The 24,735-nt window shown below is 71.8% G+C and carries 25 protein-coding genes; 16 read left to right on the forward strand and 9 right to left on the reverse strand.

What is annotated here, in order from left to right; all coding sequences use genetic code 11:
- The first annotated feature begins 94 nt into the window (after nucleotides 1-94).
- Nucleotides 95-316: a hypothetical protein gene (locus ASG32_RS17810; RefSeq protein ID WP_020092025.1), complete on the forward strand. Its 222-nt coding sequence runs from the start codon at nucleotides 95-97 to the stop codon at nucleotides 314-316.
- Nucleotides 317-331: 15 nt separating this feature from the next.
- Here ASG32_RS17810 and ASG32_RS17815 read toward each other — a convergent pair whose 3' ends face one another.
- Nucleotides 332-709, reverse strand: coding sequence for a 4a-hydroxytetrahydrobiopterin dehydratase (locus ASG32_RS17815; RefSeq protein ID WP_020092026.1), 378 nt, complete (start codon nucleotides 707-709; stop codon nucleotides 332-334).
- A 184-nt stretch (nucleotides 710-893) separates the two neighbouring features.
- On the opposite strand from ASG32_RS17815, the gene ASG32_RS17820 reads away from it, so the two are divergent.
- The 5 genes from ASG32_RS17820 to ASG32_RS17840 all read left to right on the forward strand — a co-directional run bounded on the left by ASG32_RS17820 (nucleotide 894) and on the right by ASG32_RS17840 (nucleotide 6,100).
- Complete coding sequence (locus ASG32_RS17820) at nucleotides 894-1,874, forward strand: ABC transporter substrate-binding protein (RefSeq protein ID WP_056528721.1); 981 nt, start codon at nucleotides 894-896, stop codon at nucleotides 1,872-1,874.
- A 60-nt stretch (nucleotides 1,875-1,934) separates the two neighbouring features.
- Nucleotides 1,935-2,672 carry an ABC transporter permease subunit gene (locus tag ASG32_RS17825; protein ID WP_056528723.1) on the forward strand — a complete coding sequence of 246 codons (738 nt, stop codon included), beginning with the start codon at nucleotides 1,935-1,937 and terminating at the stop codon, nucleotides 2,670-2,672.
- Nucleotides 2,653-3,387, forward strand: a complete 735-nt coding sequence (locus ASG32_RS17830) for an ATP-binding cassette domain-containing protein (protein WP_056528726.1) — start codon at nucleotides 2,653-2,655, stop codon at nucleotides 3,385-3,387. Before ASG32_RS17825 ends, ASG32_RS17830 begins: the two co-directional genes overlap by 20 nt.
- A gap of 573 nt (nucleotides 3,388-3,960) precedes the next feature.
- Nucleotides 3,961-5,178, forward strand: coding sequence for an MFS transporter (locus tag ASG32_RS17835; RefSeq protein ID WP_056528729.1), 1,218 nt, complete (start codon nucleotides 3,961-3,963; stop codon nucleotides 5,176-5,178).
- Nucleotides 5,179-5,212: 34 nt separating this feature from the next.
- A complete protein-coding gene (locus ASG32_RS17840; protein WP_056528731.1) occupies nucleotides 5,213-6,100 on the forward strand; it encodes a LysR family transcriptional regulator in 888 nt (295 codons plus the stop codon).
- Between the two features lie 9 nt (nucleotides 6,101-6,109).
- Here ASG32_RS17840 and ASG32_RS17845 read toward each other — a convergent pair whose 3' ends face one another.
- From ASG32_RS17845 to ASG32_RS17865, 5 genes are all read right to left on the reverse strand, one after another.
- The gene (locus tag ASG32_RS17845; RefSeq protein WP_107351966.1) at nucleotides 6,110-6,442 is read right to left on the reverse strand and encodes a sulfite:cytochrome C oxidoreductase subunit b precursor; all 333 of its coding nucleotides are present in this window, start codon (nucleotides 6,440-6,442) and stop codon (nucleotides 6,110-6,112) included.
- 11 nt (nucleotides 6,443-6,453) lie between these two features.
- Complete coding sequence (locus ASG32_RS17850; RefSeq protein ID WP_056528734.1) at nucleotides 6,454-7,671, reverse strand: molybdopterin-dependent oxidoreductase; 1,218 nt, start codon at nucleotides 7,669-7,671, stop codon at nucleotides 6,454-6,456.
- A 495-nt stretch (nucleotides 7,672-8,166) separates the two neighbouring features.
- Nucleotides 8,167-8,682: a DUF2165 domain-containing protein gene (locus ASG32_RS17855; protein WP_056528737.1), complete on the reverse strand. Its 516-nt coding sequence runs from the start codon at nucleotides 8,680-8,682 to the stop codon at nucleotides 8,167-8,169.
- A gap of 71 nt (nucleotides 8,683-8,753) precedes the next feature.
- Nucleotides 8,754-10,670, reverse strand: coding sequence for a hypothetical protein (locus ASG32_RS17860; protein WP_056528740.1), 1,917 nt, complete (start codon nucleotides 10,668-10,670; stop codon nucleotides 8,754-8,756).
- A 145-nt stretch (nucleotides 10,671-10,815) separates the two neighbouring features.
- The gene (locus ASG32_RS17865; protein WP_020092036.1) at nucleotides 10,816-11,142 is read right to left on the reverse strand and encodes an iron-sulfur cluster assembly accessory protein; all 327 of its coding nucleotides are present in this window, start codon (nucleotides 11,140-11,142) and stop codon (nucleotides 10,816-10,818) included.
- Nucleotides 11,143-11,295: 153 nt separating this feature from the next.
- On the opposite strand from ASG32_RS17865, the gene ASG32_RS17870 reads away from it, so the two are divergent.
- A complete protein-coding gene (locus tag ASG32_RS17870; protein WP_056528743.1) occupies nucleotides 11,296-12,543 on the forward strand; it encodes a deoxyguanosinetriphosphate triphosphohydrolase in 1,248 nt (415 codons plus the stop codon).
- Between the two features lie 25 nt (nucleotides 12,544-12,568).
- On the opposite strand, the gene ASG32_RS17875 is transcribed toward ASG32_RS17870, so the two are convergent.
- Nucleotides 12,569-13,006: a hypothetical protein gene (locus ASG32_RS17875; RefSeq protein ID WP_056528746.1), complete on the reverse strand. Its 438-nt coding sequence runs from the start codon at nucleotides 13,004-13,006 to the stop codon at nucleotides 12,569-12,571.
- A 279-nt stretch (nucleotides 13,007-13,285) separates the two neighbouring features.
- On the opposite strand from ASG32_RS17875, the gene argS reads away from it, so the two are divergent.
- The 6 genes from argS to tatC all read left to right on the forward strand — a co-directional run bounded on the left by argS (nucleotide 13,286) and on the right by tatC (nucleotide 19,651).
- On the forward strand, nucleotides 13,286-15,037 hold the full coding sequence (argS, locus tag ASG32_RS17880; RefSeq protein ID WP_056528749.1) for an arginine--tRNA ligase: 1,752 nt from the start codon (nucleotides 13,286-13,288) through the stop codon (nucleotides 15,035-15,037).
- Nucleotides 15,038-15,085: 48 nt separating this feature from the next.
- Nucleotides 15,086-16,465: an SPOR domain-containing protein gene (locus tag ASG32_RS17885; RefSeq protein ID WP_056528752.1), complete on the forward strand. Its 1,380-nt coding sequence runs from the start codon at nucleotides 15,086-15,088 to the stop codon at nucleotides 16,463-16,465.
- Nucleotides 16,466-16,716: 251 nt separating this feature from the next.
- On the forward strand, nucleotides 16,717-17,721 hold the full coding sequence (gene nagZ / locus ASG32_RS17890) for a beta-N-acetylhexosaminidase (protein WP_020092041.1): 1,005 nt from the start codon (nucleotides 16,717-16,719) through the stop codon (nucleotides 17,719-17,721).
- A 157-nt stretch (nucleotides 17,722-17,878) separates the two neighbouring features.
- Nucleotides 17,879-18,151, forward strand: a complete 273-nt coding sequence (locus ASG32_RS17895) for a twin-arginine translocase TatA/TatE family subunit (RefSeq protein WP_020092042.1) — start codon at nucleotides 17,879-17,881, stop codon at nucleotides 18,149-18,151.
- A 103-nt stretch (nucleotides 18,152-18,254) separates the two neighbouring features.
- Nucleotides 18,255-18,854: a Sec-independent protein translocase protein TatB gene (gene tatB / locus ASG32_RS17900; protein WP_056528755.1), complete on the forward strand. Its 600-nt coding sequence runs from the start codon at nucleotides 18,255-18,257 to the stop codon at nucleotides 18,852-18,854.
- A complete protein-coding gene (tatC, locus tag ASG32_RS17905; protein WP_020092044.1) occupies nucleotides 18,851-19,651 on the forward strand; it encodes a twin-arginine translocase subunit TatC in 801 nt (266 codons plus the stop codon). Before tatB ends, tatC begins: the two co-directional genes overlap by 4 nt.
- A gap of 15 nt (nucleotides 19,652-19,666) precedes the next feature.
- Here the strand turns inward: tatC and ASG32_RS17910 are convergent, their stop codons facing one another.
- Together ASG32_RS17910 and tyrS are read right to left on the reverse strand one after the other, a co-directional pair.
- Nucleotides 19,667-20,350 carry a response regulator transcription factor gene (locus ASG32_RS17910; protein WP_056528758.1) on the reverse strand — a complete coding sequence of 228 codons (684 nt, stop codon included), beginning with the start codon at nucleotides 20,348-20,350 and terminating at the stop codon, nucleotides 19,667-19,669.
- A 32-nt stretch (nucleotides 20,351-20,382) separates the two neighbouring features.
- Nucleotides 20,383-21,654: a tyrosine--tRNA ligase gene (gene tyrS, locus ASG32_RS17915; protein ID WP_056528761.1), complete on the reverse strand. Its 1,272-nt coding sequence runs from the start codon at nucleotides 21,652-21,654 to the stop codon at nucleotides 20,383-20,385.
- Nucleotides 21,655-21,777: 123 nt separating this feature from the next.
- On the opposite strand from tyrS, the gene ASG32_RS17920 reads away from it, so the two are divergent.
- From ASG32_RS17920 to aroC, 3 genes are all read left to right on the forward strand, one after another.
- Entirely contained in the window at nucleotides 21,778-22,911 is a 1,134-nt protein-coding gene (locus tag ASG32_RS17920; RefSeq protein WP_020092047.1) for an anhydro-N-acetylmuramic acid kinase, read from the forward strand.
- On the forward strand, nucleotides 22,908-23,525 hold the full coding sequence (locus tag ASG32_RS17925; protein WP_056528764.1) for a DUF3578 domain-containing protein: 618 nt from the start codon (nucleotides 22,908-22,910) through the stop codon (nucleotides 23,523-23,525). Before ASG32_RS17920 ends, ASG32_RS17925 begins: the two co-directional genes overlap by 4 nt.
- A gap of 103 nt (nucleotides 23,526-23,628) precedes the next feature.
- Complete coding sequence (gene aroC, locus ASG32_RS17930; RefSeq protein ID WP_056528767.1) at nucleotides 23,629-24,729, forward strand: chorismate synthase; 1,101 nt, start codon at nucleotides 23,629-23,631, stop codon at nucleotides 24,727-24,729.
- The last annotated feature ends 6 nt before the right edge of the window (nucleotides 24,730-24,735 follow it).

Raw genomic sequence — 24,735 nt, forward strand, 5'->3', positions numbered from 1 at the left:
CGTGACCAAGTTTCACGCGGGCTGGACCGCACCGCCGGAAACCCGGCGGTACTCCCGCGCGTAGGGTGCGACGGAACCGAGGACCGTCTTGCCCATGAACGCCTTCATCGCCGTCGTCCTGGTCTGCGCCAACGGGATCGCCCAGGAGTCCTGCACGGACGCCCAGGCGCTCGAGGTCCGCAAGGTCCGGGTCGCCAACGAACTCGGCTGCGCCACCGGCTGGCAGGAGATCATCGCCCGCACCGAGCTGCGCGAGGAGATCGGCAAGACCGCCTACCTGAAGACGGAGTGCCGCCGGGTGAAGGAGCCGCGGTGACGAACGCGGCGGCCGCTACTTCTCGTACTTGATGTAGGCGAAGCGCGGATCGGTCGGGGTGCCCTCGAGCCCCTGTCCCTCCAGGCCCGGCTGCCAGGAGACGACCTCCTCGATCTTCCGGGCGAGGGCGAAATCCTTGTCGGTGATGCCCTTGGCCGCGTGGTTCATCAGCCGGACCTCGACCCAGGCGTAGGAGGCCGTGATGTCCGGATGGTGCCACGCCGCCTCGGCGAGGTGGCCGACCGTGTTGATCACCATCAGGGTGCTCTTCCAGCCGGACGTCTTGTAGGTGCGCCGGATCCACCCGTCCTCCAGCCGCCAGGCGGGCAGCTCGGCCTTCAGCCGCGCCTCCACGGTCGCGTCGTCCAGTGCGCCCTCGCGTCGCTCGCTCATGATCCATCTCCGATGAAACCGTCGCGGCCGAGGGTGCCGCCGCGGCCGGTTGCGCGCAAGCGTGTTTGCCGCGGTGGACGGAAACCGGTGTGAGCCCTATGACCTTTTGGCAATGGCGTCCGGCTCGATCGGCACTCCAGTCTGCCGCCGCTGAAGACTGCGCAATACGATGGGAGAAGGCGTGATGCTGTCACGGCGCGCGATGCTCGCCGGGGGCCTGCTCGGCGGCCTCGGCCTGCGGGCGGCGCGCGCCGACGTGCCGACGATCCGCCTCGGCAGCCTGCCCTTCGGCACGTCCACCTGGGAGGCGGCGGTGATCAAGGCCCGCGGCCTCGACACGGCCAACGGCTTCGAGCTCGACGCGGTCAAGCTCGCCGGCAACGACGCGGCCCGGATCAGCTTCATCGGCGGGCAGGTCGACACGATCATCGGCGACCTGCTCTGGGCCGCGCGCCTCGGCAACGACGGCCAGGCGGTCCGCTTCATCCCGTACTCGACCTCCGAGGGCGGCGTGATGGTACCGGGCGGCAGCCCGGTGAAGAGCCTCAAGGATCTCACGGGCAAGCGCCTCGGGGTGGCGGGCGGCCCCCTGGACAAGAACTGGCTCCTCCTCCGGGCACAGGCCAAGGACGCGGCCGGCATCGACCTCGAGCAGGCCGCCGAGATCGCCTACGGCGCCCCGCCGCTGATCACGCTGAAGCTGGAGCAGGGCGCCCTCGACGCGGCGCTGACCTACTGGACCTACTGCGCCCGCCTCAAGGCCAAGGGCTATCGGCAGCTGGTCGGGGCCGAGGACATCATGCACGCCCTCGGGGTCCCGGGCGACGTGGCGCTGATCGGCTACCTGTTCCAGGACGCCACCGTGAAGGAGAAGCCCGCGGCCGTGGCGGCCTTCGCCCGGGCCTCGCGCGCCGCCAAGGACATGCTCGCCTCCGACCCGAGCACGTGGGAGATCGTGCGCCCGCTGATGGCGGCGGAGGACGAGGCGACCTTCGAGGCCCTGAAGCACGATTTCCTGGCCGGCATTCCGCGCCGCTCCATCGCGGAGGAGCGCGCCGACGCCGAGAAGCTCTACGCGGTGATGGCGCGGCTCGGCGGCGCCCGCCTCGTCGGAAAGGGCAACGCGCTCCCGCCGGACCTCTACTACACCGGCCGCAATGGTTGAGGCGGCCGCCCGGCGGGCGCGCGTGTCGACCGTCAAGACTATCAGGATCATCGGGACCGCATGGGCGCGCTGACCCGTATCGCGTCCCTGGCCGTGCTCCTGGCCGCCTGGCAGTTCGCCGCGATGGAGGCGGGCTCCCGCCTGCTGCCGGCGCCCCTCGCGGTGCTGCGCTTCATCGTTCAGGAGGCGGAGCGCGGCGACCTCGCGCACAACGTGGGCATGACGCTGCTCCGCGTGGCGATCTCCTTCACCGTGGCGATGGTCCTCGGCGTCCTCCTCGGCGTCGCGCTCGGACGGTCCAAGGCCGCCGACCTCACCCTCGACACGCCGCTGCTCGTCCTCCTGAACACGCCCGCCCTGGTGATCACGGTCCTGGCCTATGTCTGGGTCGGCCTCACCGAGACCGCCGCGATCCTGGCGGTGGTGCTCAACAAGCTGCCGAACGTCGCGGTGATCGTGCGCGAGGGCGCGCGGAATCTCGATCCCGGGCTCGACGAGATGGCCCGCGCCTACCGGCTCGACCGGCGCAGCTGGGCCCGCGACATCCTGATCCCGCAGCTCCAGCCCTACATGGTCACGGCGGCGCGGTCGGGTCTCTCGCTCGCCTGGAAGATCGTGCTGGTCGTGGAGCTGCTCGGGCGCCCGGACGGGGTCGGCTTCGCGATCAACTACTACTTCGTCCAGAGCACCGACGTGGCGGCCATCATCGGCTACAGCCTCGTCTTCATGGCCGTGATGATCGGCATCGACGTCCTCCTCCTCCAGCGGCTCGAAGCCTATGTCCGTCGCTGGCGTTGAGCCCGTCCTCCAGGTCGCGATCGCGTCGAAATGGTACCGGCCCGCCCGGGCCGAGGCGGTCGAGGCCGTCCGGAACCTGACCTTCGGCGTCGGCGCCGGGGAGATCGTCTGCCTGATCGGGCCGTCGGGCGCCGGCAAGACCACCACCCTGCGGATCCTGCTCGGCCTCGACACCTCCTTCGAGGGCCGCGTCTCCGGCGCGGACCGGGCGGGCATCGTGTTCCAGGAGCCGCGGCTGCTGCCCTGGCGCAGCGTCGAGCACAACGTCCGCCTCGGCCTGCCCCGGGCACGGCGCGGGCGCGATCTCGACGATCTGTTCGCGCGGCTCGGCCTGGCGGCGTGGCGGACGCGCTACCCGAAGGCACTGTCGCTGGGCATGCAGCGGCGCGTGGCGCTGGCGCGCGCCCTGGCCGATGGCCCGCGCGTCCTCGTCCTCGACGAACCGTTCGTGTCCCTCGACGACGCCGCCGCCGCGGAGCTGCGCGGCCTCGTAGTGGACACGGTGGACCGGGCCGGCATGAGCGTGCTGATGGTGACGCACAACGTCGCCGAGGCGATCGGGATCGCAGACCGGCTGCTCCTCGTGTCGCGGCGCCCGGCCAGTCTCATCGCCGACGTCCGCCTCGACCGGCCGCGCCGGGAACGCGACCGCGCCTGGGCCGAGGCGACGCGGGCGAACCTCGCCGCGCAGCATCCGGAGATCATCGCGCAGTGACGCGTGTCGCGCCGGCCGTTCGGCCGATGCAATCGGTCCAGGTCGGCCACTGCGTTCAGCGCGCCTCCCGAACGGATCGTTGAACCTCCCTCCATCTCAACCTCGGACGATCCCCGGCCGGGCAGGCCATCTCCCCGCGGGACCCGAGCGGCGTAGGGTCGCCCGAGGGAGGTGGGGATCAGTGTCGGCAGGTCGTTCGCGCGGGCGGCCCTCGGCGGTCTCGCGCACGCGGCGCGGGAGGCGCTGGAACGCGGCACCTCCAGCGACGCGGCGGAGGCCGTGTCGGGCAGCGAGGCGAAAGCCCACAGGGCGGAAGAGCCGCGGCAGGCGCGACCGCTCGGGATCGCTGCCGCACAGCGGGCGATCCTGCGGCGAGCATGCGACGATCGACCCGAATACGCGAGTCGCGGCGAAGGACCGGGCGGCACGGTTTGTCATCGCGTCGCGATACGGACGAGAACGCCGCCGCTATACCGGTGCCCTCGTCGAACCGGCCCACCCGAGGTCGGCCCCGCGCCGCGACGAACGCCGGACCGGCCGGCCGCGGAGCCTTGTCGAATCCAGAGCGTCCCGATGTCCCGCACATCCCCCTCGGCCATCGACCGCGCGCCCGTCGCCGACCGGTCGGGCACCGGCAACGTGGTCAGGCTGGCCGTCGCGCAGGCCCTCGCCGGCGCGAACTCGACCGTCGTGTTCGCGACGGGCGCGGTCGTCGGCAACATGCTCGCGCCCAGCAAGGTCCTGGCCACATTGCCGATCTCGATCTTCGTGGTCGGGATGGCCGCCTGCGCCCTTCCGACCGGCAGCATCGCCAAGCGCCACGGGCGCCGCACCGTCTTCATGGTCGGCACCGGGTGCGGCGTGCTCGTCGGCCTGCTCTCGGCCTGGGCGATCGTCGCGGCCAGTTTCTGGCTGTTCTGCGCGGCGATGTTCCTCGGGGGCGCCTACGCGGCCGTGGTCTTCTCGTTCCGCTTCGCCGCCGCGGATTGCGTTCCGGCCGACCGCCGCCCGCGGGCGCTGTCGGCCGTCATGGCCGGCGGTGTCTTCGGCGGGGTGATCGGGCCGCAGCTCGTCACCCACACTATGGACCTGTGGCCTCCCTACCTGTTCGCCGCCACCTTCCTGGCCCAGGCCGCCGTCGCCGCCGCGGCCGCCCTGATCCTGGCGGGCGTTCGCCTGCCGCGGCCGGCCGCCGGGTCCGTCTCGGGCGGACGACCGCTGGCCGTCAATCTCGCGCAGCCGCGCTTCGTGATCGCGGTGATCTGCGGGGCCGTGTCCTACCTCCTGATGAACTTCGTCATGACGGCCGCCCCGCTGGCCATGCGCCTGTGCGGCCACGCGCAGGAGGAAGCCAATCTGGGCCTGCAGTGGCACGTCATCGCCATGTACGGCCCGAGCTTCTTCACCGGGCGGCTGATCACGCGCTTCGGCGCGTCCCGCGTGGTGGCGACCGGCCTCACCTTGACGGGGGCGGCCGCGCTCGTCGGACTCGCGGGCGCGGACGTCGGGCATTTCTGGCTGTCCCTCATCCTCCTCGGCGTCGGATGGAACTTCGGCTTCGTCGGCGCCTCCGCGATGGTGCTGGACTGTCATCGCCCGGAGGAGCGGACGCGAGTGCAGTCGATCAACGACTTCATCGTGTTCGGAATGGTGGCGGTCGGTTCGTTCTCGTCCGGGGGCCTGCTGACGAGCTACGGCTGGGACACGGTTCTCTGGGTGTCCTTCGCGCCCTTGGCGCTGGCCGCGACGGCGCTCGCGCTCACGACAGGGCGCGGCGCGAAGGCGTGGTAGCCTGGATCGTCCCTCGCGGTCGCAGAGCCCGTCGATGACCCTCGATCAGTTGCGCATCTTCGTGGCGGTCGCCGAGCGTCAGCACGTCACCCGCGCGGCCGAGGCCTTGAACATCGTGCAGTCCGCGGTCAGCGCCGCGGTGTCCGGGCTGGAAGAGCGCCACGCGGTGAAGCTGTTCCACCGGGTCGGCCGCGGGATCGAGCTGACCGATGCCGGTCGCGTCTTCCTCGAAGAGGCCCGTGCGGTCCTCGCCCGCGCCGAGGCGGCCGAGCGGGTCTTGGCCGACCTGAGCGGCCTGCGGCGGGGAAGCCTGCGCGTTCACGCGAGCCAGACCATCGCCAGCCACTGGCTGCCCCGCCATCTCGTCGCGTTCCGGGCCGCCCATCCGGATATCACGATCCGGCTCGCCGTGGGCAACACCGCGGAGGTGGCGCGGGCGGTCGCCGATGGTTCGGCCGAACTCGGCTTCGTCGAGGGCGAGGTCGAGGATCCAATCCTGGCGAGCGCGGCGGTCGCGCAGGATCGGCTCGTGCTCGTCGTGCCGGCCGGCCACCCCTTCTCGGCCCGGGAGACCCTGACGGCCGCCGATCTCGCGGGCCACCCGTGGGTGCTGCGCGAGGCGGGTTCCGGAACGCGCTCCGCCTTCGAGGCGGCGCTCGCGGCGGCGGGGCTGGCGCTCGCGGATGTGGCGGTGTCGCTCGAGCTGCCCTCCAACGAGGCCGTGCTCGCCGCGATCGAGGCCGGGGCCGGTGCGAGCGTCCTGTCGGAGGCGGTCGTGGCGAGCAAGCTGGCCGCCGGCGCGCTCGTCGCGCCGCCGTTCCCGTTGCCGGCACGGACCTTCCGGATGCTGCGCCATAGGGAGCGGTATAGGAGCCGCGCCGCGGACGCCCTGCTCGGCCTGATCCGAGACGGGGCGCCGTGAGCGGCGCCGTCAGGGCCGCGGCTTGAGCGCGGCGAGGTAGTCGATGATGGCCTGCCGGTCGGCGGGATCCACGCTGGCCTTGTAGCTGTGAATCATCTTGTCGACGATCCCGCTCCACTGCGCCTTCGACAGGGCGGGCTGCGTGAGGATCATCCCGGCCGAGTGACAGGCGAGGCAGGTGTTGCTGATCGCCTCGGCGCCCGGTCCCGCCGGGAAGACCTGATCGGACGTGGGCCATTCGACCTGCTGCGACGTGAAGCGCATCGGCTCCGGCGCGGCGGCCGCGGAGACGGGGATCAGGGCGAGCGCGGCCAGGAAGCGCGCTATTGGCGTCAGGGACATGAAACTCCTCCTCAGGCGACCTGGAGCGTCACGGTCTCGACGCCGTTCTGCATGAAGCCCGCGCCGTTCCAGACGGGGTCCATCGGCTGCGCGAGTCCGTTCGTGTTGGTGCAGCGGACCTTGACGGCGCGGGTGCCGGTCGCGAGGGCCGGCAAGCCGACGTCGAAACGGCGGAAACTGTAGGCGCCCGCGTCGGCCCCGAGCCGCGTCGGCGTCCAAGACGCGCCGCCGTCGGTGGAGATCTCCACGGACCTGACCCCGCAATCGCCCCCGAAGGCGATGCCGCGCACGGCCACCGGCGCGCCGGCCGCGACCCGGGCGTCGTCCTGCAGGTTCGTCACGAAGGCGCGCGGCACCATGCGGTCGATCGGCACCGTCTTGAAGCCGGTCTGGCCGGGCCGGACGTTGGCTCCCGGCACGTCCGGGATGCGGTAGGCCGTCTCCATCCAGTACTGATCGTCGGGCCTGTCCAGAACCTCGATGTCCGACAGCATCTTGACCCAGTAGGTCGAGTACCGGCCCGGAACGACGAGGCGCAGCGGGAAGCCGTTCAGCAGCGGCAATTGCGCGCCGTTCATCGCGTAGGCGATCATCACCTCGCCGTCGCGGGCATGGTCCAGGGCGAGGGATTTCCGGAAGTGCGGCGCGTCGCTCACGACCGGCTCGTCGAGGCCGGCGAAGCGCACCTGCACGGCGCCGGCCCTCACGCCCGCGCGGTCGAGCACGTCCTTCAGGCGTACGCCGGTCCAGAGGGCGTTCCCCATCGCGCCGTTGGCCCACTGCGCGCCGGGGACCCGCGGCACGAACAGGCCCCGCGAATTGCCCGAGCACTGGTTGACCGCCGCGATCTCGAATCGCGGCATGTCGGCGAGTGCGTCGAGGGACAGCGACAGGGCCGTCTCGACGTGACCGCGCACTGTCAGTCGGAAGGACGGCACGTCGATCGCGGTCGGGATCTCGGCCCAGTGCCAGCGCACGTAGAAGCGGTCGTTGGGGGTGAACACGCCCTCGTCGAACACCGCGAAGGGTGTCTCCAGCAGCGGCGGCCGGGTGCGCTGAAGGATCATCGCGCCCTTCCCGGGGAAGGCGGTCGTGACCGCCCGCTGCTCGGGACCGCCGGGCAGGGGGAGTCTGACCGTGCCGGCGGCCCAGGCCGGGGCGGCCGCAGCGAGGCCTCCGAGGCCGAGGCCGGCCAGCACGGCACGGCGGGGAAGGGCGGATTGGCTCACGGCAATGTCTCCTCAACGGCGTGGGGTAACTCGATGACCGTTGCTCTGCGGTTTGCAGATCGCGATTCCGCGGTCCGATCTCTCTCCTGACGCTCCTCGAACTGGACCCGGGCATCACGCGATGCCGAGAAGGCGGATCAGGTGGAGGCTGACGGCGGTGAGCGCGGCGAGCGAGGGTGCAGGTTCAGGACCCGGCCGACGATCGCGACCTCGACCGCCTCGGGCCGACGGCTCTGGGGTTGACCGCGAGGCGGGAGCTAAGCCTGGCTACCGAACCGTGGATGCGGCACGCGATCGAAAGAGGGTTGGTCCTGCGCGACACGGCTCGGCTCCGGAACAGGGAGCCACCATCCCTCTCGCCGAGTGTTCAACCCAACAGAACTTATGGAACGAACTGATCGCGATTCCCGATCGTTTTGCGACGCAGCGCGGCAAACTTCGAGATGGCGGTCGGCACGACAGCCCCCGCGTTGGGACAGTGCCGGCCGCGCGATCTCAGTCTCTGCGGCCCGCCTCCGGATCCTCGGCCTCGGGCAGGGCGACGTAGATCATCACGCCGAGGACCGTCATGGCGAAGCGGAAGGCGGATTGCTGGCCGTTCCAGACCTTCGACATCCACATGCCGAACCACTCGGCGCCGATGCCCAGGAAGCCCGCCTGCCAGACCAGGAAGCCGACGCTCAGGCCGGCGATCGCCCAGGTCTTGGCCCGGTCGAAGTCGCCGCGCGGGGCCTGCAGCCGCGCCAGCATCAGCGCGACGCCGATCCAGAGCAGGAGCGCCGTGACAGCCTCCGCGGCGACGATCATCGCGAAGGCGCCGCGCTGCAGTGCCGGATCGGTGATCGCGCGGTCGGCGATGCCCGAACCCGGCAGGATCGTGTCCATCGACAGCACGTGCTGCACGAAGGCGAGGTTCACCGCCGGCTCCGTGACGTTGCCGTACACGACCAGCGTGCAGGTCAGGGCCAGGGCGCCGACGAGGGCGGCCTTCGAGAGGCGGACGGCGAGCATGGGCGGCCCTTCCAGATATGCGGGCGTCGCCTTCGGAGCCGGGCCACGGCCTCGGCCGATCGCGGCGTCCCTCAGTTCGCTTTCGCCTCGACCTCAAGCCGGTCGAGGACGGCGGCCGGTGAGCGCGCCGCGCCCAGGTCGATGAAGCCGATCCCCGCCGGCTCCTTGGACTTGGCGTGAACCACGAGCTTGCCGGGTTTCATCACGAACTGGCCCATGGCGGCGCCGATCCCCTTGGCGGCCGCGCTGTTGCCCAGGATGATCGGCACGCCGAGCAGGCTGGCGGTGACGTATTCCTTGCGCAGCTCGTCCGGCTTGAGGCTGAGATCCTTCGACTGCGCGGCCAGGAAGCGCTCGAACAGGCCGGCGTTCTCGACCGTCAGGTTCAGGGTCTTGGCGCTGCCCGAGAACATCACCATGGTCGCCGCCGGCAGGGTGCCGGAGAACAGTTCGGGCCCGATGCCTCCGAGCGTGCCGGACAGGCGGACGGTGCCGATGTCCCGCCCGGAGATCGTGACCTCGCGCAGGGCGAGGTCGCGGGCCTTCTCGTCCAGGCTCGCGTCGGCCACGAGGTCGAGGTCGAGGTCTCGGTAGCCGTAGGCCGGCAGCAGGCCGAGGAGCGGCGCGCCCGCGAGCAGGTCGGCGGGCAGGCTCAGGCCGGTGAGGCTGATGCGGGTCGCGCTGGGCACGCCATCGGTCAGCGGGCCGAAGGCCAGGGCCGCCTCGCGCAGCGCGACGCGGGGGGACGGCCGCGGCGACACCGTGACCGCCAGGGGATCCGCGGTCCTGTCGGCCGGCCTGGGCTCGGGTGTCCGCGCCGACCGGCCCGGATCGGGCAGGGCGCCACGGGCCGGGGGCCGGACGTCGCGGGGGGCCGCCCGCTCGGCCTCGGCCTCGGGCGGCAGGTCGATCGACAGGTCAGTGAGGGTGAGCGTGCCGAGCTTCGGCGTCAGGCGACGCATCTCGACGTCGGAGAAGCCGGCGCCGCCCGTCGGCTCCGCGGCGATGCCCTGGAGGGTCGCGACGGTCGGCGCCAGGGAGGTCCCCAGCGCGGCCACGCGGCCGACATGGATCCGCAGCGCGCCGCGGGTCATCGACAGGTTGTCCAGGGTGGTACCGCCCTCGGAGCCCGAGGAGGTGTAGGCGGCCCGGCCGATCTCGAACAGCACCGGCCCCTTCGGATCGGTGTCGCTGACGCTCAGGCCCTGCATCTCCAGGCTGCCGACCGAGGTGGCGTCGATGAGATCGGCGGCGGCCGCGGCCAGGGGGCGGCGGTCGCTGGCGCCGTCGAAGCCGTTCGCCACGATGGCGAAGGCGCCGCTCCAGCCGTCCGGGACCTGCCGGCCGCCGAGATCGCGGCCGTCGAGGCGGGCGATCTTCACGGTGGTGCCGCGCGCGTCCGAGTAGGTGACGTCCGAGACCTGGATGGTGCCGTAGACGCGCTGGACCGCTCCCTTGCCGTCGCCGGGCACCGTGTACAGCCGGCTAAGCGCGGCGAGATCCAGGTCCGTGGCGCGCACCTGACCGTAGGTCCCGGACCCGCGGTTCGGCCCCGCGACGGAACTGACCGTCGCGCCGGCCGCCGTCAGCTCGCCGACGCGGCCGGCCCGGATGTCGCGGGCGACCACATCGCGGTAGGTGACGGTCTGCCGGTTCTCGCCGGGACCCGCGTTCTCGGAGACGAGGACCGGGACGGTCAGGCTGCCGGCGTCGAGCCGGGCGAGGCGCTGCTCCCAGGGCACGTTGGAATCCGGGCGCAGGATCGCCGCGAGATCCTCCTTGGAGAGGCGGGTGCCGCTGGCCGTCAGCTTTGGGGCCTTCAGCAGCGTGCCGCCCAGCGGGATCACCACGTCGTTGACCGTCACGTCCTGGACGGCGGCGGCGCCCTCCTGCGCGGCGAGCGGCGCGGGCGCGAGGCCGAGAAGGGCGAGCGTGACGGTCGCCGCCCAGGCCGACCGGAGGCGGAAACGGGCCTTCGGGTGGTTCATGGCAGCGTCCGGACCAGGGCTCTCGCGGGGATGCCCTAGCCGTGCCGTGTTTTGCCGGGCGAGGCAATCGCGCGCGCCGGCCCGGGCGATCGAGCCGGGAAAGGTGTCGTACGGACGCAACGGCGCGGCGTCGCCGGGGCGGGCGCTACAACGAGAAGGAGGTCCCGCAGCCGCAGGAGGCGGTGGCGAGCGGGTTCTCGATCTTGAAGGACTGCCCGATCAGGTCGTTCACGAAATCGATGGTCGAGCCGCTCATGTACTCGAGCGAGACCGGATCGACGATCACGGTGGCGCCGTCGCGCTCGATCGCGACATCCTGCGCCTCGCGGGCGCGGGTGATGTCGAAGGCGTAGGAGAAGCCCGAGCAGCCGCCGCCGTTGACGCTGATCCGCAGCGAAGAGCCCGCCGGCTCCGCCACCATGATCTCGTTGATGCGCTTGGCCGCGCGGGCGGTCAGGGTAATCTCAGCCATCGGTCTCTGGCCACGCATTCGTTCGGTGGACGGCGCGCCCGGCCCGTTGCCGAGGGCGCCTCGACCCACAAGATATGAGCCGCAAGCCCGCGCCGCAACGCGCCGGGCGGGGAGCCGTCATGAGCAGGGTGCGTGAGTTACAGAGCGGATGCCGTGCGACCGAACGGTGAGCGCTGGCGCGCGCGCTACGCCACCGACCCGGCCCGCACCCGGGGCCGCCTGATCCCGGAGGCCGGCTCGCCGACCCGCAGCGACTTCCAGCGCGACCGGGACCGGATCATCCACTCGACGGCGTTCCGGCGGCTGAAGCACAAGACGCAGGTCTTCGTGCATCACGAGGGCGACCATTACCGCACCCGCCTGACCCACACGCTGGAGGTGAGCCAGATCGGCCGGGCGCTCGCGCGCGCCCTCGGGCTCGACGAGGACCTCGCGGAAGCTCTGGCCCTCAGCCACGACCTCGGCCACACCTGCTTCGGCCATACCGGCGAGGACGCCCTCGACACCTGCATGGCGCGCCACGGCGGCTTCGACCACAACGCCCAGGCGCTGCGGATCGTCACCCGGCTGGAGCGGCGCTACGCCGGCTTCGACGGGCTGAACCTCGCCTGGGAGACGCTGGAGGGCCTCGTCAAGCACAACGGTCCGCTGCTCACCGCGGACGGCCACCCGACGCCCCGCTACGCCGCCCGCGGCATCCCGGCGGCGATCCTGGAATACGACGCGCTGAATCCCCTCGACCTGTGGAGCCAGGCCGGCCCCGAGGCCCAGGCCGCCTCGCTGGCGGACGACATCGCCTACGCCGCCCACGACCTCGACGACGGGCTGCGCGCCGGCCTGTTCGAGATCCCGGAGCTGCGGGCAGTCCCGTTCCTGGCCGGGCTGCTCGACGAGATCGACCGGCTGCATCCGGGCCTGGAGCCGTCGCGGATGATCCACGAGCTCGCCCGCCGGGTGATCACCCGCTTCGTCGAGGACGTCATCCGCGAGGGCGGCCGCTGCATCGCCGCCCTGGATCCGCAGCGCGTCGAGGACATCCGCAACGCGGATCAGCCGGTCATCGTGTTCTCGCCGGAGATCGCGGCGGCCGACGCCGAGATCATGCGCTTCCTGTGGGAGCGGATGTATCGGCATCCCGGCGTGGTGGCCGTGCGGAAGAAGGCCGACGCCATCGTCAACGACCTGTTCGCCGCGTTCACCGCGGCGCCGTCCCGGATGCCGGAGGAGTGGAGCGCCGGTCTCGACGGGGCCACCGAGGCCCGTGTCGCCCGCCGTGTCGCCGACTACATCGCCGGCATGACCGACACCTACGCGGTCCTGGCGCACCGCAAGCTCTACGCGACGACGCCGGACCTCCACTGGGAGTTGCCCAGCCGGGGCCTGCCCCTCGCCGAGCCCTGAGGGCCCGGCGCGGGGCCGGCGCGTGTCAGCAGCCGCAGCCGCAGGTGAAGCTGCCGTAACACCCGCCGTAGCCGTAGCCACTATAGGCGGCGGGATAGCCGTAACCGTAGCCGTAACCGCCGTAGGCGGCCGGGTAGCCGTAGCCGTAGCCGCCATAACCGTAGCCGCCGTAGACGCTGCCGGCGGCGAGCCCGAGCCCGAGGCCGATCCCCGCGCCGGCCAGCCCGTAGCCGAGGGCCCGACCGTAGCCGCCGCGGTAGCCGTAACCGTAGCCGCGCCCGTAGAAGCCGCGGGCCACGTAGCCGCCGCGGTAGCCGTAGCCGCCCCGGTAACCGCCGCGGAAGCCGCCGCCGTAGAATCCGCCACCGTGGAATCCGCCGCCGCGGAACCCGCCCGCCTCGGCACTCGGCGCGGCCAGGATGAGCGCGCAGAGCGCCGTGCCCGCAATCGTCAAGGTCTTCATCAGTAACTCCGCGATCGGCCTACTCACGATCGCCGACGATGACACCGTGTCGTCTCGATCGAGACAAGACGGACACTGGGCAATCCGTATTCGTCGCGCGGGATAACCCGTCGGCGACGCGCACGTGGTTACCGGAGCGATGCCGCGACCGCGGATTCCGCGCGGTCGGTGCGCGGCCCGGCGCCGTGACACCCTCCCGCCCCCTTGCTAGACCGCCGGGGCGGGCGCAGGCCGGACGGGCCGGGCGACGAGACCCCCGCGCGAGCGAGATCGAGACCCATGAACATCTTCGCCCTGTTCGAGGCGCGCGTGCGCGAGGCCGTGGAGGCGCTGACCCGCGCCGGCCACCTGCCCGAGGGCCTCGACCTGGGCCGCGTGGTCGTCGAGCCGCCCCGCGACGCGTCGCACGGCGATCTCGCCACGAACGCCGCCCTGGTGCTCGCCAAAGAGGCGCGGACCAATCCCAAGGCGCTCGGCGAGGCACTGGCGGAGGAACTCCGCGCGGACCCGCGGATCGTCGAGGCGAGCGTCGCCGGGCCGGGCTTCATCAACCTGCGGCTCGACCCCGCGATCTTCCACGCGGTCGTGCGCGACGCGCTGACGGCGCCGGAGGCGTTCGGCCGCGCGCGGCTGCCCGGCGGCCCGATCAACGTCGAGTACGTGTCGGCGAACCCGACGGGGCCGATGCATGTCGGGCACGGCCGCGGCGCGGTGTTCGGCGACGCCCTGTGCAACCTGCTCGTCGCCGCCGGCCGGCAGGTGACGCGGGAATACTACATCAACGACGCCGGCGTTCAGGTCGACGTGCTGGCCCGCTCGGCCTTCCAGCGCTACCGCGAGGCCCTGGGCGAGCCCTTCGCGATCGCCGAAGGCCTCTACCCGGGCGACTACCTGAAGCCCGTGGGCGCCGCGCTGGCCGAGACCCACGGCCGCGCGCTCCTCGACAAGCCGGAGGCGGAGTGGCTGCCCGCGGTGCGCGAGACCGCGCTCGGCATGATGATGGACATGATCCGGGCCGACCTGGCGGCAATCGGCATCCGCCACGACGTGTTCTTCTCCGAGCGCACGCTCCAGGAGAGCGGGGCCGTGAAGTCCCTGCTCGCGGAACTGCGCGCCAAGGGCCTCGTCTACGAGGGCCGCCTGCCGCCGCCCAAGGGGCAGCTGCCGGAGGATTGGGAGGACCGCGAGCAGACGCTGTTCCGCACCCGGGAATTCGGCGACGACAGCGACCGCCCGCTGCTGAAGTCGGACGGCTCGTACACGTACTTCGCCTCCGACATCGCCTACCACCGGGCCAAGTACCTCGCCGGGGCGACCGAGCTGATCGACGTCCTGGGCGCCGATCACGGCGGCTACGTGAAGCGCATGCAGGCTGCCGTGAAGGCGGTCAGCGACGGCAAGGCCACGCTCGACGTCAAGCTCTGCCAGCTCGTGCGGCTGTTGCGCGCAGGCGAGCCGGTCAAGATGTCCAAGCGGGCCGGCGAGTTCGTGACCCTGCGCGACGTGATCGACGAGGTCGGCCGCGACGCGATCCGGTTCATGATGCTCTACCGGAAGAACGACGCGACCCTGGATTTCGACCTCGCCAAGGTCGTGGAGCAAACGAAGGACAACCCGGTCTTCTACGTCCAGTACGCCCATGCCCGCGTCCGCTCGGTGCAGCGGCAAGCGCGCGAGGCCTTCCCGGACGCCGACCTCTCGGCCGCGGCGCTGGCCCGCGAGGCGGATTTCTCCGTGCTGAGCGACCCGGGCGAGATCGAGATGATGCGCCTCATCGCGCAGTACCCGCGGGTCCTCGAATCCGCGGCGCTGGCGCACGAGCCGCACAGAATCGCCTTCCACCTCTATGAACTGGCCTCCGCGCTGCATAGTTTCTGGAACAAGGGCAAAGACTTGCCGCAATTACGGTTTGTTAATGCAACCGACCGAAAGTCGACGTGGGCCCGGCTGGCGCTCGTCGAAGCTCTGCGGAGCACGCTGGCGGCCGGCCTTGCGATTCTCGGTGTGACCGCGCCGGACGAGATGCGATAGGCCCGAGTGCATCGGGCCGGTCTTCGGCGTTGATGTGAGGATGCTGCCATGACGAACGCTTCGCGCGCTCAGGTCGATTTGGACGCCCTCGCGCGCGATCTGCGTCAGGAGAAGGGCCAGGCGCCGCAGGCGTCCGGCAAGGGCGACCCGCTGGCGGAACTCGCCCGCATCGTCGGCCAGGACGACCCGTTCCGGGCGCTGCTCGCGGCCCGCGACGAGATGCGCGCCGTCGCGCCCGCCGCCCCGCAGCAGGCCGCCTGGAATGCCCGGGTCGAGCCGAGCTTCGCCCCGGAACCCGCCAAGGCCACGCCGGCCGACGCGTTCGACCAGTATCTCGCCTCGGTAGAGCAGGACACGCACCGCGAGGGCGCCGGCTACGCTCCGGAGGGCGGCCCGACCTCGACCGGCGACGAGGAGACCTACGCGGACAGCCGCGCGCTCCGGCGCGCCAATCCGCGGCGGCGGCTCGTCTCGGTGGGTGCCGGCGTCGCCGTGGTGGCGCTCGCCGTCACAGGGGCGCTCACCTACAAGGGCCTGAGCAATTCGGGCCACGGCGGTGTGCCGGTGGTCCAGGCCGATTCCACGCCCCTCAAAGTCGCCCCGAAGGTCGCCGACGGCGTCGAGATCCCGGATCAGAACCGGCAGATCTACGACCCGAAGGGCAAGAAGGACGGCCAGATCAAGATCGTGAACCGCGAGGAGCAGCCCCTCGACGTGGCCGAGGCCGCGCGGGCGGCCCAGGGCCCGTCGCAGCCGAGCGGCGCCCAGGGCGGCACGACGCCGGGCAGCGGACCGTTCGAGGCCTTCGGGGAGCCGCGCCGCGTCCGCACCGTGGCGGTCAAGCCCGAAGCGCCGCCCGCGCCGCCGCCGCGCGAGCAGCAGGCCGCCGATGCCGGGCCGGCCCCGATCCCCACCATGGTCCTGCCGAGCGACGAGCCGCCCGCCCCGCCGGCCCCCAAGTCCAGGCCCGTCCGCCAGACCGCCGCAGCCATGCCGGCGACCACGGCCACGCCCGTCGACGCGCAGCCGGAAGCCGCGGTCGAGCAGCCGGCGCCCAAACCGGTGGCCGTGAAGCCGCCGCCGAAGGCCGCCCAGCGCATCGCCGCCGTCGCTCCGGCCGGGGCGGCCGCGCCGGACACCACCGCCAGCACCACGACGGACGACGACGCCGTGAAGTCCGGCCCGGTAAGCGGCTTCTCGGTCCAGCTCGGGGTGCGCAGCTCCGCCGCCGAGGCCAAGGCCGCGTTCCACCAGTTGCAGGCCAAGTACGCGCAGCTCGCCGGCAAGCCCGAGCTGATCCGGCAGGCCGAGGTCAACGGCAAGACGATCTACCGCGTCCGCGTCGGACCGCTGGAGAAGGCCCAGGCCGCGAGCCTGTGCAGCGCCCTGCAGGGCGCGGGTGGCCAGTGTTTCGTGGCCAAGAACTGATCTCCTGACGGCACCTCGCGGACGGGACGGCGTGCCCGTCCGCGGTGATCCGCGTCGCCCGTCCGACCGAGTCCCCTAGGCAACACGGGCGGCGCGATCGCCCCGGCCACCGGTCCGGGGCCCCGGTTTGGTCTTGCCGGCTCCCCGTTCCCGCCCGACTCTGTCGCCATCGATTCGCGCCGTCCGGCGGTTTCGCCGCCGTTCTCGCGCCGTCTTCGCGCCGCAACCGAGCTGTCCCCGAGTCGTTCCAGATGACCTCCCGCGCCCTGATTCTCGGCTGCACCGGCCCGTCGCTCACGGCGGAGGAGAGGGCCTTCTTCCGGGACGTGAAGCCCTGGGGCTTCATCCTGTTCAAGCGCAACATCGGGACGCCCGACGAGGTCCGCGCCCTCACCGGGGCACTCCGGGACTGCGTCGGGTCCGACCGGGCGCCGATCCTCATCGACCAGGAAGGCGGCCGGGTCCAGCGGATGGGTCCGCCCCACTGGCCGGCCTATCCGGCCGGCGGCCGCTACGGCCGCCTGAACGGCAGCGCCGCGACCATTGCCCGGCTCGGCGCGCGCCTCATGGCGCACGACCTCGCCGAGGTCGGCATCAACGTCGACTGCGCCCCCGTCCTCGACGTGCCGGCGCCGGGCTCGCACGACATCATCGGCGACCGCGCCTACGCGACGAGCCCGGAACGGGTCGCCGAGATCGGACGCGCCGTCGCCGAGGGCCTGATGGCCGGCGGCGTCCTGCCGGTGATGAAGCACATTCCGGGGCACGGGCGCGCCACCTGCGACAGCCACCACGGCCTCCCGGTGGTCGACGCGACCCGCGCGGATCTCGCCGGGCAGGATTTCCGCACCTTCCGGGCACTCGCCGACCTGCCGATGGCGATGAGCGCGCACGTCGTCTTCACCGCCATCGATCCCGACCGGCCGGCCACCCAGTCAGACACCGTCATCCGCGACATCATCCGCGGCGCCATCGGCTTCGACGGCCTGCTGATGACCGACGACCTGTCCATGCACGCGCTGACCGGCACGTTCCGCGACCGGACGGAGCGCGCCTTCGCGGCGGGGATCGACATCGGCCTTCACTGCAACGGCGCGCGCGACGAGATGCAGGCTGTGGCCGAGGCGGCGCCCGAACTGACCGGCGAGGCCGCGCGGCGCGCCGCCGCTGCGCTGGCGCGGCTCGATCCCGCCGGCGACGGGCTCGACGTCGCGGAAGCCCGCGACCGCTTCGCCGCGGCCCTCGCCGCCGCCTGACCTGCGACACCGCGCGGCGATCCATCGCGGCCTTCCACCGGCCGTGGCATCGCCTCTGCTTGTGTTCGGGCGGCGCGATCCCTAGGTTCGCCCCGAAATCCTCAACCGGACGTGGCGTCACGCTCCCGCTTCTTCGGGGCGCCCGCAGGAGGTTGCCATGGGCAGCATGAGTATCTGGCACTGGGTCATCGTCGCGGTCATCGTGATGCTGCTCTTCGGACGCGGCAAGGTGTCCGACCTGATGGGCGACGTCGCCAAGGGCATCAAGGCCTTCAAGAAGGGCATGGCCGAGGACGAGACCCCGCCGGCGGCCCAGGCCGCGCCGCCTCCGGCCGAGCCGGTCCGCACCATCCCGCACACCGCCGAGACGAGCCCCGGCACCGCGATCCCGGCGAGTCATATCCCCGGCGGCGAGCGCAAGCCGGTCTGACGGCGAGCTTGACTGTAGGACTGTCAGAGCGCGCGCGCTCGTGTAGAGCCTGACGGGGTCCGGCCGCTGTGCCGGATCTCGGGGCAGCAGGACCGTCGACGACATGCTGGACATGAGCTGGGGCGAGGTGATGCTGATCGGCGGCGTCGCCCTCATCGTCATCGGGCCGAAGGATCTGCCGAAGGCGCTGCGCACCGTCGGGCAGATCACCACGAAGCTGCGCCGCATGGCCGGCGAGTTTCAGATGCAGTTCAACGAGGCGATCCGCGAGGCCGAGCTCGACGACGTCCGGCGCGAGGTCGACGGCATCCGCAACACCGTCCGCACGGCGGGCTCGACCTTCAATCCGGTGCAGACGATCCGCGACGAACTGAAGGGCGCCGTCGAGGGCCGGGCCAAGATGGGTCCGGAGAAGATGGGACCGGAGATGCCCGGCCCCGAGACACCCCCGGTCGAGACCCGGTCGCTGGCCGACGCCACGGCGCAGCTGAAGGCCGAGCAGGAAGCCGCGGCGGCGCCTCACGCCGCCGATACGCATCCGGTGACGCCCGCCGGCGCGTCGGACCATGGCGCGGCGACCGAGGTCGCGGAGGCGCCCCTGCCCGTGCCCGGCTCGGTGGACGATCCGTTCGGCCCTCCGCCCGACCCGCCCGCCGCGCATCCCGCCACCGAAGAGTCCAAGAACGGCACGGCTGCCCGATGATCAGCGAGGCGGACGAGGCCGAGATCGAGGCGTCCCGGGCGCCCCTGCTCGAGCACCTGATCGAATTGCGGTCGCGGCTGATCAAGTCGCTCATCGCCTTCGTGCTGATGTTCTTCGCGTGCTTCTTCTTCTCGCGCGACATCTACAACGTGCTGGTCTACCCCTACGTCTCGATCGTGGGTGCGCAGAACGCCGAGCTGATCGCCACGCACTTCCTCGAGCAGGTCTTCACCAACATCAAGCTCAGCGTCTTCGGCGCGGCCTTCCTGGCCTTCCCGGTGATCGCGACGCAGATCTACGCCTTCGTGGCACCCGGCCTCTACCGCAACGAGCGCAAGGCGTTCCTGCCCTACCTCGTGGCCACCCCGATCTTCTTCCTGCTCGGCGCGCTCGTGGTGTTCTTCCTGGCGATGCCGCTGCTGATCAAATTCTCGGTGTCGCTCCAGCAGGTGGGCGTCGCCGGGGAGCCGACGATCAAGCTGCTCCCGAAGGTCGACGAGTACCTGTCGCTGATCATGACGCTGATCTTCGCGTTCGGCATCGCCTTCCAACTGCCGGTAATCCTGACGCTCCTCGGCCAGATCGGGATCATCGACGCGGCGTTCCTGCGCGAGAAGCGTCGCTACGCGATCGTGCTGGTCTTCGTCGCCGCCGCCATCCTGACCCCGCCGGACGTCATCTCGCAGCTCTCCCTCGCGATCCCGATGCTACTCCTCTACGAGGCCTCGGTGTTCTCGGTGGCGCGGGTCGAGAAGCTGCGCGCCGCGCGGCGCGTCGAGGAGGGGCTGGAGCCGTGAGCCGGCGCGCCGAGCTCAGTCCGGCGCGCGCAGTCGGTAGCCGACGCCGGTCTCGGTGAGCAGGTAGCGCGGGCGCTCGGGATCGGGCTCGAGCTTCTGGCGCAGCTGCCGGATGTAGACGCGCAGGTACTGCGGGTCCGACGAGGCCGGCGCGTGGCGCATGAGCTGCGCGTGGGTGAGCACCTTGCCGGCGTGCTGCACCAGCACGCGCAGGAACTCGTATTCCCGCGGCGACAGCTTCACCTCGCGCTCGCCGACGCGGACGATGCGGCGGACGAGGTCGACCGAGAGGTCCTCGACCCGGAAGACCGGCCGCTCCCCCTGCATGGCGAGGCGATGGCGCAGGGCCGCGCGGATGCGCGCCAGCAACTCGTTCATGCCGAAGGGCTTTGTGACGTAGTCGTCGGCGCCGAGATCGAGAGCCTCGACCTTGCCGCGCTCGTCGTCGCGGCTCGACAGGATCACGACCGGCAGGTCGGGCCAGCGCTCGCGGATCGCCGCCAGCAGCGCGTGGCCGGCCATGTCGGGCAGGCCGAGGTCGAGGAGCGCGAGATCCACCCCGCCGGCCTCCAGGGCGGCGAGCGCCGCGGCCCCGTCGGCGGCCTCGACGACCGCGTAGTCCTGCGTCCCGAGACCGGTGCGGAGCAGCCGGCGGATCGGCGGCTCGTCGTCGATCACCAGGATGCGGGCTATGCTCACGCGTTCCGTCCCTCGTGGCGGTCTCGGGCGGCCTATTCGGGCCGCAGCAGCACGTGCCGCTTCTTGCCGAAAGAGAGCTTGATGACCCCGTCCGCGGTCACGTCGCCGCGGCCGAGGACAGCCTTCTCGTCCGTGACCGGCACGTCGTTGACGCGCAGGCCGCCGCCCTTGATCTGACGGCGCGCCTCGCTGGTGGACGGCACGAGCTTGGCGACCTCCGGCCCGAAGGCGGTGAGCACGCCGAGGCCCGCCTCCAGGGCGGCGGTCGGCACGGTGACGCTCGGGAGGTCGGCGGCCAGCGTCCCCTCGACGAAGGTCTTGCGGGCGGTCTCGGCGGCGGCCTCGGCGGCCTCGCGGCCGTGCATCAGCGCGGTCGCCTCCGTGGCCAGCACCGTCTTGGCCGCGTTGATCTCGGAGCCGGCGAGGGCGGAGAGGCGCGAGATCTCCTCCATGGGCAGCAGGGTGAACAGCTTGAGGAAGCGGGCCACGTCCGCGTCCTCGGTGTTCCGCCAGAACTGCCAGTAATCGTAGGGCTTCAGCATGTCCGGGTTGAGCCAGACGGCGCCGGCCGCGGTCTTGCCCATCTTGGCGCCGGACGACGTGGTCAGCAGCGGGCAGGTCAGGGCGTAGAGCTGCGGCGTGCCCATGCGGCGGCCGAGATCGATGCCGTTGACGATGTTGCCCCACTGGTCCGATCCGCCCATCTGCATGACGCAGCCGTAGCGGCGATTCAGCTCCACGAAGTCGTAGGACTGGAGGATCATGTAGTTGAACTCGAGGAACGACAGCTCCTGGTCGCGCTCCAGGCGCAGGCGCACGCTGTCCATCGACAGCATGCGGTTCACCGAGAAATGGCGGCCGACGTCGCGCAGCATCTCGATGTAATTGAGCTTGGTCAGCCACTCGGCGTTGTCGACCATCACGGCGTCGCCGGCCGCGTCGCCGAAGCGGAGGAACCGGTCGAAAGTCTTGCGGATCTCGGCCTTGTTGGCGTCGATCTGCTCCACGGTGAGGATCTTGCGGGTCTCGTCGCGGCCGGACGGGTCGCCGACCCGGGTCGTGCCGCCGCCCATCAGGGCGATGGGCCTGCACCCGGTGGCCTGCAGCCAGTGCAGCATCATGATCGACAGCAGGTGCCCGACATGGAGCGAGGGCGCCGTGCAGTCGTAGCCGACATAGGTGGTCAGCCGGCCCTCGAGGGCCGCGGCGTCGATGCCGGCGAGGTCCGAGGTCTGGTGGATATAGCCGCGCTCGGTCAGGATCCGCAGGAAGTCGGATTTCGGCGCGAAGCTCTCGGCGGTCATGGATGCCATCTCGGGTCGCGCGCTGGCGCGACAGGCCGAGGCCCCGCATGCTAGCTCGCGATGGGTTCAGGATACGGCGCGCTCTTAGCAGGGCGTTGGCCGAAAGGCACGGGGCAGCACGGCATGGCGATGATGCGCGCGATCGGACTGATGAGCGGCACCTCGCTGGACGGCGTCGACATCGCGCTGATCGAGACCGACGGCGAGCGCGTCCACGTGGTCAAGGGCCACAACAACTTCCTCGAGCCGCTGGGCCCCACCGGCTACCGCGGCTACGCCGACGACGAGAAGGCGCTGCTGCGCGCGGCCACCAAGGACGCCGAATCCGTCCTCCATCCCGCCGACCGGCCGGGGCGTCTGCCGGAGGCCGAGGCCTTCGTCACCCTCGCTCATGCCGAGGCCGTGGAGCGCTTCCTGGAGGAGCACGGCCTGAATGCCTCCGAGATCGACGTGATCGGCTTCCACGGCCAGACCGTGATCCACCGCCCGGACCAGCGGATCTCGATCCAGATCGGCGACGGGCAAGCGCTGGCGACCAGGCTCGGCATCCCGGTCGTCTCGGACCTGCGCCGGGCCGATATCGAGGCGGGCGGGCAGGGGGCGCCGCTGGTGCCGGTCTTCCACAAGGCGCTCGCCGAGGCGTCGGGCTTCGACGGGCCCTTCGGCATCCTCAACATCGGCGGCGTCGCCAATGCGACGCTGATCGACTCGAAGGGCGGCGTCATCGCCTTCGACACCGGTCCCGGCAACGCCCTGATCGACGAGTGGATGCAGGAGCGCGAGGGCAAGAACCTCGACGATGGCGGCCGCACGGCGGCCCGCGGCCGCCCGGACGAGCAGCTGCTCGCCTGGCTCCTGACGCACCCGTTCTTCTTCCGCAAACCGCCGAAGTCGCTGGACCGGAACTGGTTCTCACACAAGCTCGCCGGGCAACTCTCGACCGAGGACGGCGCCGCGACGCTCACGGCCTTCACGGCCCGGGCCGTGGCCCGCGCACTCGACCACGCCCCGGAGGTCCCGACCCGCTGGATCGTGGCCGGCGGCGGCGCCCGCAACGGCGAGCTGGTGCGGCTCCTGAACTACCACCTGCGCGCCGAGATCACGACCGCGGACGCGATCGGCTGGTCCTCCGCCTATCTGGAGGCGCAGGCCTTCGCGTACCTCGCGGTGCGCTCGCTCAAGGGCCTGCCGATCACCTTCCCGGCGACCACCGGGGTACGCGAGGCCATCACCGGCGGGGTGCTGGCGCGGCCGTGAGCCTCGGCTACGCGCTCCGGCGGATCGTCGAGGAATACCCGCTCGCCCGGCTCGACCCACCGGCCGGCCACCCGCTCGCCGCCGTCATCCGCAGGGGTGCGCCGGACGAGCTGCGCGCCGCCCTGGAGCCGATCGACGGGCCGTTCCTGGTGAAGGGCAGCCCGGGGCGCGGGAGCCGCTGGGCCGCGATCCCCTGGATCGCCGTGTTCGATCCCGCCGTCACCACCAGCGCCACGCGGGGCTACTACCTCGTCTACCTGTTTCCGGCGCACCGCGAGGCGGTGCATCTGTCGCTGGCGCAGGGAACGGTGGTGGCGATCCGCAGCCACGGTCCGGCGGCGGCCGGTGCCCATCTTCGCGCCAGCGGCGCCGCGCTCAGGACGCGGCTGTCGGACTTCGCCGACGCGCTGCCGAACGCGACGATCGCCCTCGGCAGCGCGGGCGAGTTGCCGGAGGGCTACGAGGCCGCCCACATCCTCGGCCTCACCTACGCCCTCGCCGATCTCGGCGACGAGCGCCGGCTGCACCGGGATCTCGCGGCGGCGGTCGCGGCGTACCGGGCGCTCAAGGCGCGGGGCGGGCTCGATCTGCCCGGTTCGCCGAAGGCCCGGTGAGGCTGCCGGGCGCTCCGACCCGTCACCGCGCGCGGGTCTGTCCGGCCGCCCTGCGCGGACCGCGTTTGTGCCCCCGGCGCTCCCGCGCTAAGGCAGCCGCGCCATGTCGCACAACACCTTCGGCCACCTGTTCCGCGTCACGACCTTCGGCGAGAGCCACGGGATCGCGCTCGGCTGCGTCGTCGACGGCTGCCCGCCCGGCCTGCCCCTGGAGGCCGAGGAGATCCAGGCCGAGCTGGATCGCCGGAAGCCCGGCCAGTCGCGCTTCACGACGCAGCGCCGCGAGCCCGATCAGGTGAAGATCCTGTCCGGCGTGTTCGCCGACGACCGCACCGGCGGCCGCCAGCTCACCACCGGCACGCCGATCGCGCTGATGATCGAGAACACGGATCAGCGCTCGAAGGACTACTCGGAGATCCGCGACAGCTACCGCCCCGGCCACGCCGACTACACCTACGACGTGAAGTACGGCATCCGCGACTATCGCGGCGGCGGGCGCTCCTCGGCGCGGGAGACCGCCGCGCGGGTCGCGGCCGGCGCCGTGGCCCGCAAGGTCATCCCGGGCGTGACCATCCGGGCTGCCCTGGTACAGATGGGCCCGCACGCCATCGACCGGTCCCGCTGGGACTGGGACGCGGTCGGCAACAACCCGTTCTTCTGCCCCGATGCCGAGACGGCGTCCTTCTACGAGACCTATCTCGACGGGCTCCGGAAGGACGGCTCGTCGGTCGGCGCCGTCATCGAGGTCGTCGCCGAGGGCGTGCCGCCCGGTCTCGGCGCACCGGTCTACGGCAAGCTGGACGCGGACCTCGCCGCCGCGATGATGTCGATCAACGCCGTGAAGGGCGTCGAGATCGGCGACGGGTTCGCGGCGGCGGCCCTGCGCGGCGAGGACAACGCGGACGAGATGCGGGCCGGCAACGGCGGCCGGCCGCGCTTCCTGGCGAACCACGCGGGCGGCATCCTGGGCGGCATCTCCAACGGCGAGGCGGTCGTGGTGCGGTTCGCCGTGAAGCCGACCTCCTCGATCCTGACCCCGCGCCGCTCCGTCACCCGCGACGGCGGCGAGGTCGATCTCGTCACCAAGGGCCGGCACGATCCCTGTGTCGGCATCCGCGCCGTGCCGGTCGCGGAGGCCATGATGGCCTGCGTGCTCGCCGATCACTATCTGCGCCATCGCGGACAGGTCGGATCCCAGCCCTGATCCGGG

Source organism: Methylobacterium sp. Leaf361, from assembly GCF_001424445.1.
Taxonomy (GTDB): domain Bacteria; phylum Pseudomonadota; class Alphaproteobacteria; order Rhizobiales; family Beijerinckiaceae; genus Methylobacterium.

Excerpts from the sequence above, each read along its gene's own strand:
- ASG32_RS17810 (WP_020092025.1), top strand. The coding sequence starts at position 95 with ATGAACGCCTTCATCGCCGTCGTCCTGGTCTGCGCCAACGGGATCGCC.
- ASG32_RS17815 (WP_020092026.1), bottom strand. The coding sequence starts at position 709 with ATGAGCGAGCGACGCGAGGGCGCACTGGACGACGCGACCGTGGAGGCG.
- ASG32_RS17820 (WP_056528721.1), top strand. The coding sequence starts at position 894 with ATGCTGTCACGGCGCGCGATGCTCGCCGGGGGCCTGCTCGGCGGCCTC.
- ASG32_RS17825 (WP_056528723.1), top strand. The coding sequence starts at position 1,935 with ATGGGCGCGCTGACCCGTATCGCGTCCCTGGCCGTGCTCCTGGCCGCC.
- ASG32_RS17830 (WP_056528726.1), top strand. The coding sequence starts at position 2,653 with ATGTCCGTCGCTGGCGTTGAGCCCGTCCTCCAGGTCGCGATCGCGTCG.
- ASG32_RS17835 (WP_056528729.1), top strand. The coding sequence starts at position 3,961 with ATGTCCCGCACATCCCCCTCGGCCATCGACCGCGCGCCCGTCGCCGAC.
- ASG32_RS17840 (WP_056528731.1), top strand. The coding sequence starts at position 5,213 with ATGACCCTCGATCAGTTGCGCATCTTCGTGGCGGTCGCCGAGCGTCAG.
- ASG32_RS17845 (WP_107351966.1), bottom strand. The coding sequence starts at position 6,442 with ATGTCCCTGACGCCAATAGCGCGCTTCCTGGCCGCGCTCGCCCTGATC.
- ASG32_RS17855 (WP_056528737.1), bottom strand. The coding sequence starts at position 8,682 with ATGCTCGCCGTCCGCCTCTCGAAGGCCGCCCTCGTCGGCGCCCTGGCC.
- ASG32_RS17860 (WP_056528740.1), bottom strand. The coding sequence starts at position 10,670 with ATGAACCACCCGAAGGCCCGTTTCCGCCTCCGGTCGGCCTGGGCGGCG.
- ASG32_RS17865 (WP_020092036.1), bottom strand. The coding sequence starts at position 11,142 with ATGGCTGAGATTACCCTGACCGCCCGCGCGGCCAAGCGCATCAACGAG.
- ASG32_RS17875 (WP_056528746.1), bottom strand. The coding sequence starts at position 13,006 with ATGAAGACCTTGACGATTGCGGGCACGGCGCTCTGCGCGCTCATCCTG.
- argS (WP_056528749.1), top strand. The coding sequence starts at position 13,286 with ATGAACATCTTCGCCCTGTTCGAGGCGCGCGTGCGCGAGGCCGTGGAG.
- ASG32_RS17885 (WP_056528752.1), top strand. The coding sequence starts at position 15,086 with ATGACGAACGCTTCGCGCGCTCAGGTCGATTTGGACGCCCTCGCGCGC.
- nagZ (WP_020092041.1), top strand. The coding sequence starts at position 16,717 with ATGACCTCCCGCGCCCTGATTCTCGGCTGCACCGGCCCGTCGCTCACG.
- ASG32_RS17895 (WP_020092042.1), top strand. The coding sequence starts at position 17,879 with ATGGGCAGCATGAGTATCTGGCACTGGGTCATCGTCGCGGTCATCGTG.
- tatB (WP_056528755.1), top strand. The coding sequence starts at position 18,255 with ATGCTGGACATGAGCTGGGGCGAGGTGATGCTGATCGGCGGCGTCGCC.
- tatC (WP_020092044.1), top strand. The coding sequence starts at position 18,851 with ATGATCAGCGAGGCGGACGAGGCCGAGATCGAGGCGTCCCGGGCGCCC.
- tyrS (WP_056528761.1), bottom strand. The coding sequence starts at position 21,654 with ATGACCGCCGAGAGCTTCGCGCCGAAATCCGACTTCCTGCGGATCCTG.
- ASG32_RS17920 (WP_020092047.1), top strand. The coding sequence starts at position 21,778 with ATGGCGATGATGCGCGCGATCGGACTGATGAGCGGCACCTCGCTGGAC.
- aroC (WP_056528767.1), top strand. The coding sequence starts at position 23,629 with ATGTCGCACAACACCTTCGGCCACCTGTTCCGCGTCACGACCTTCGGC.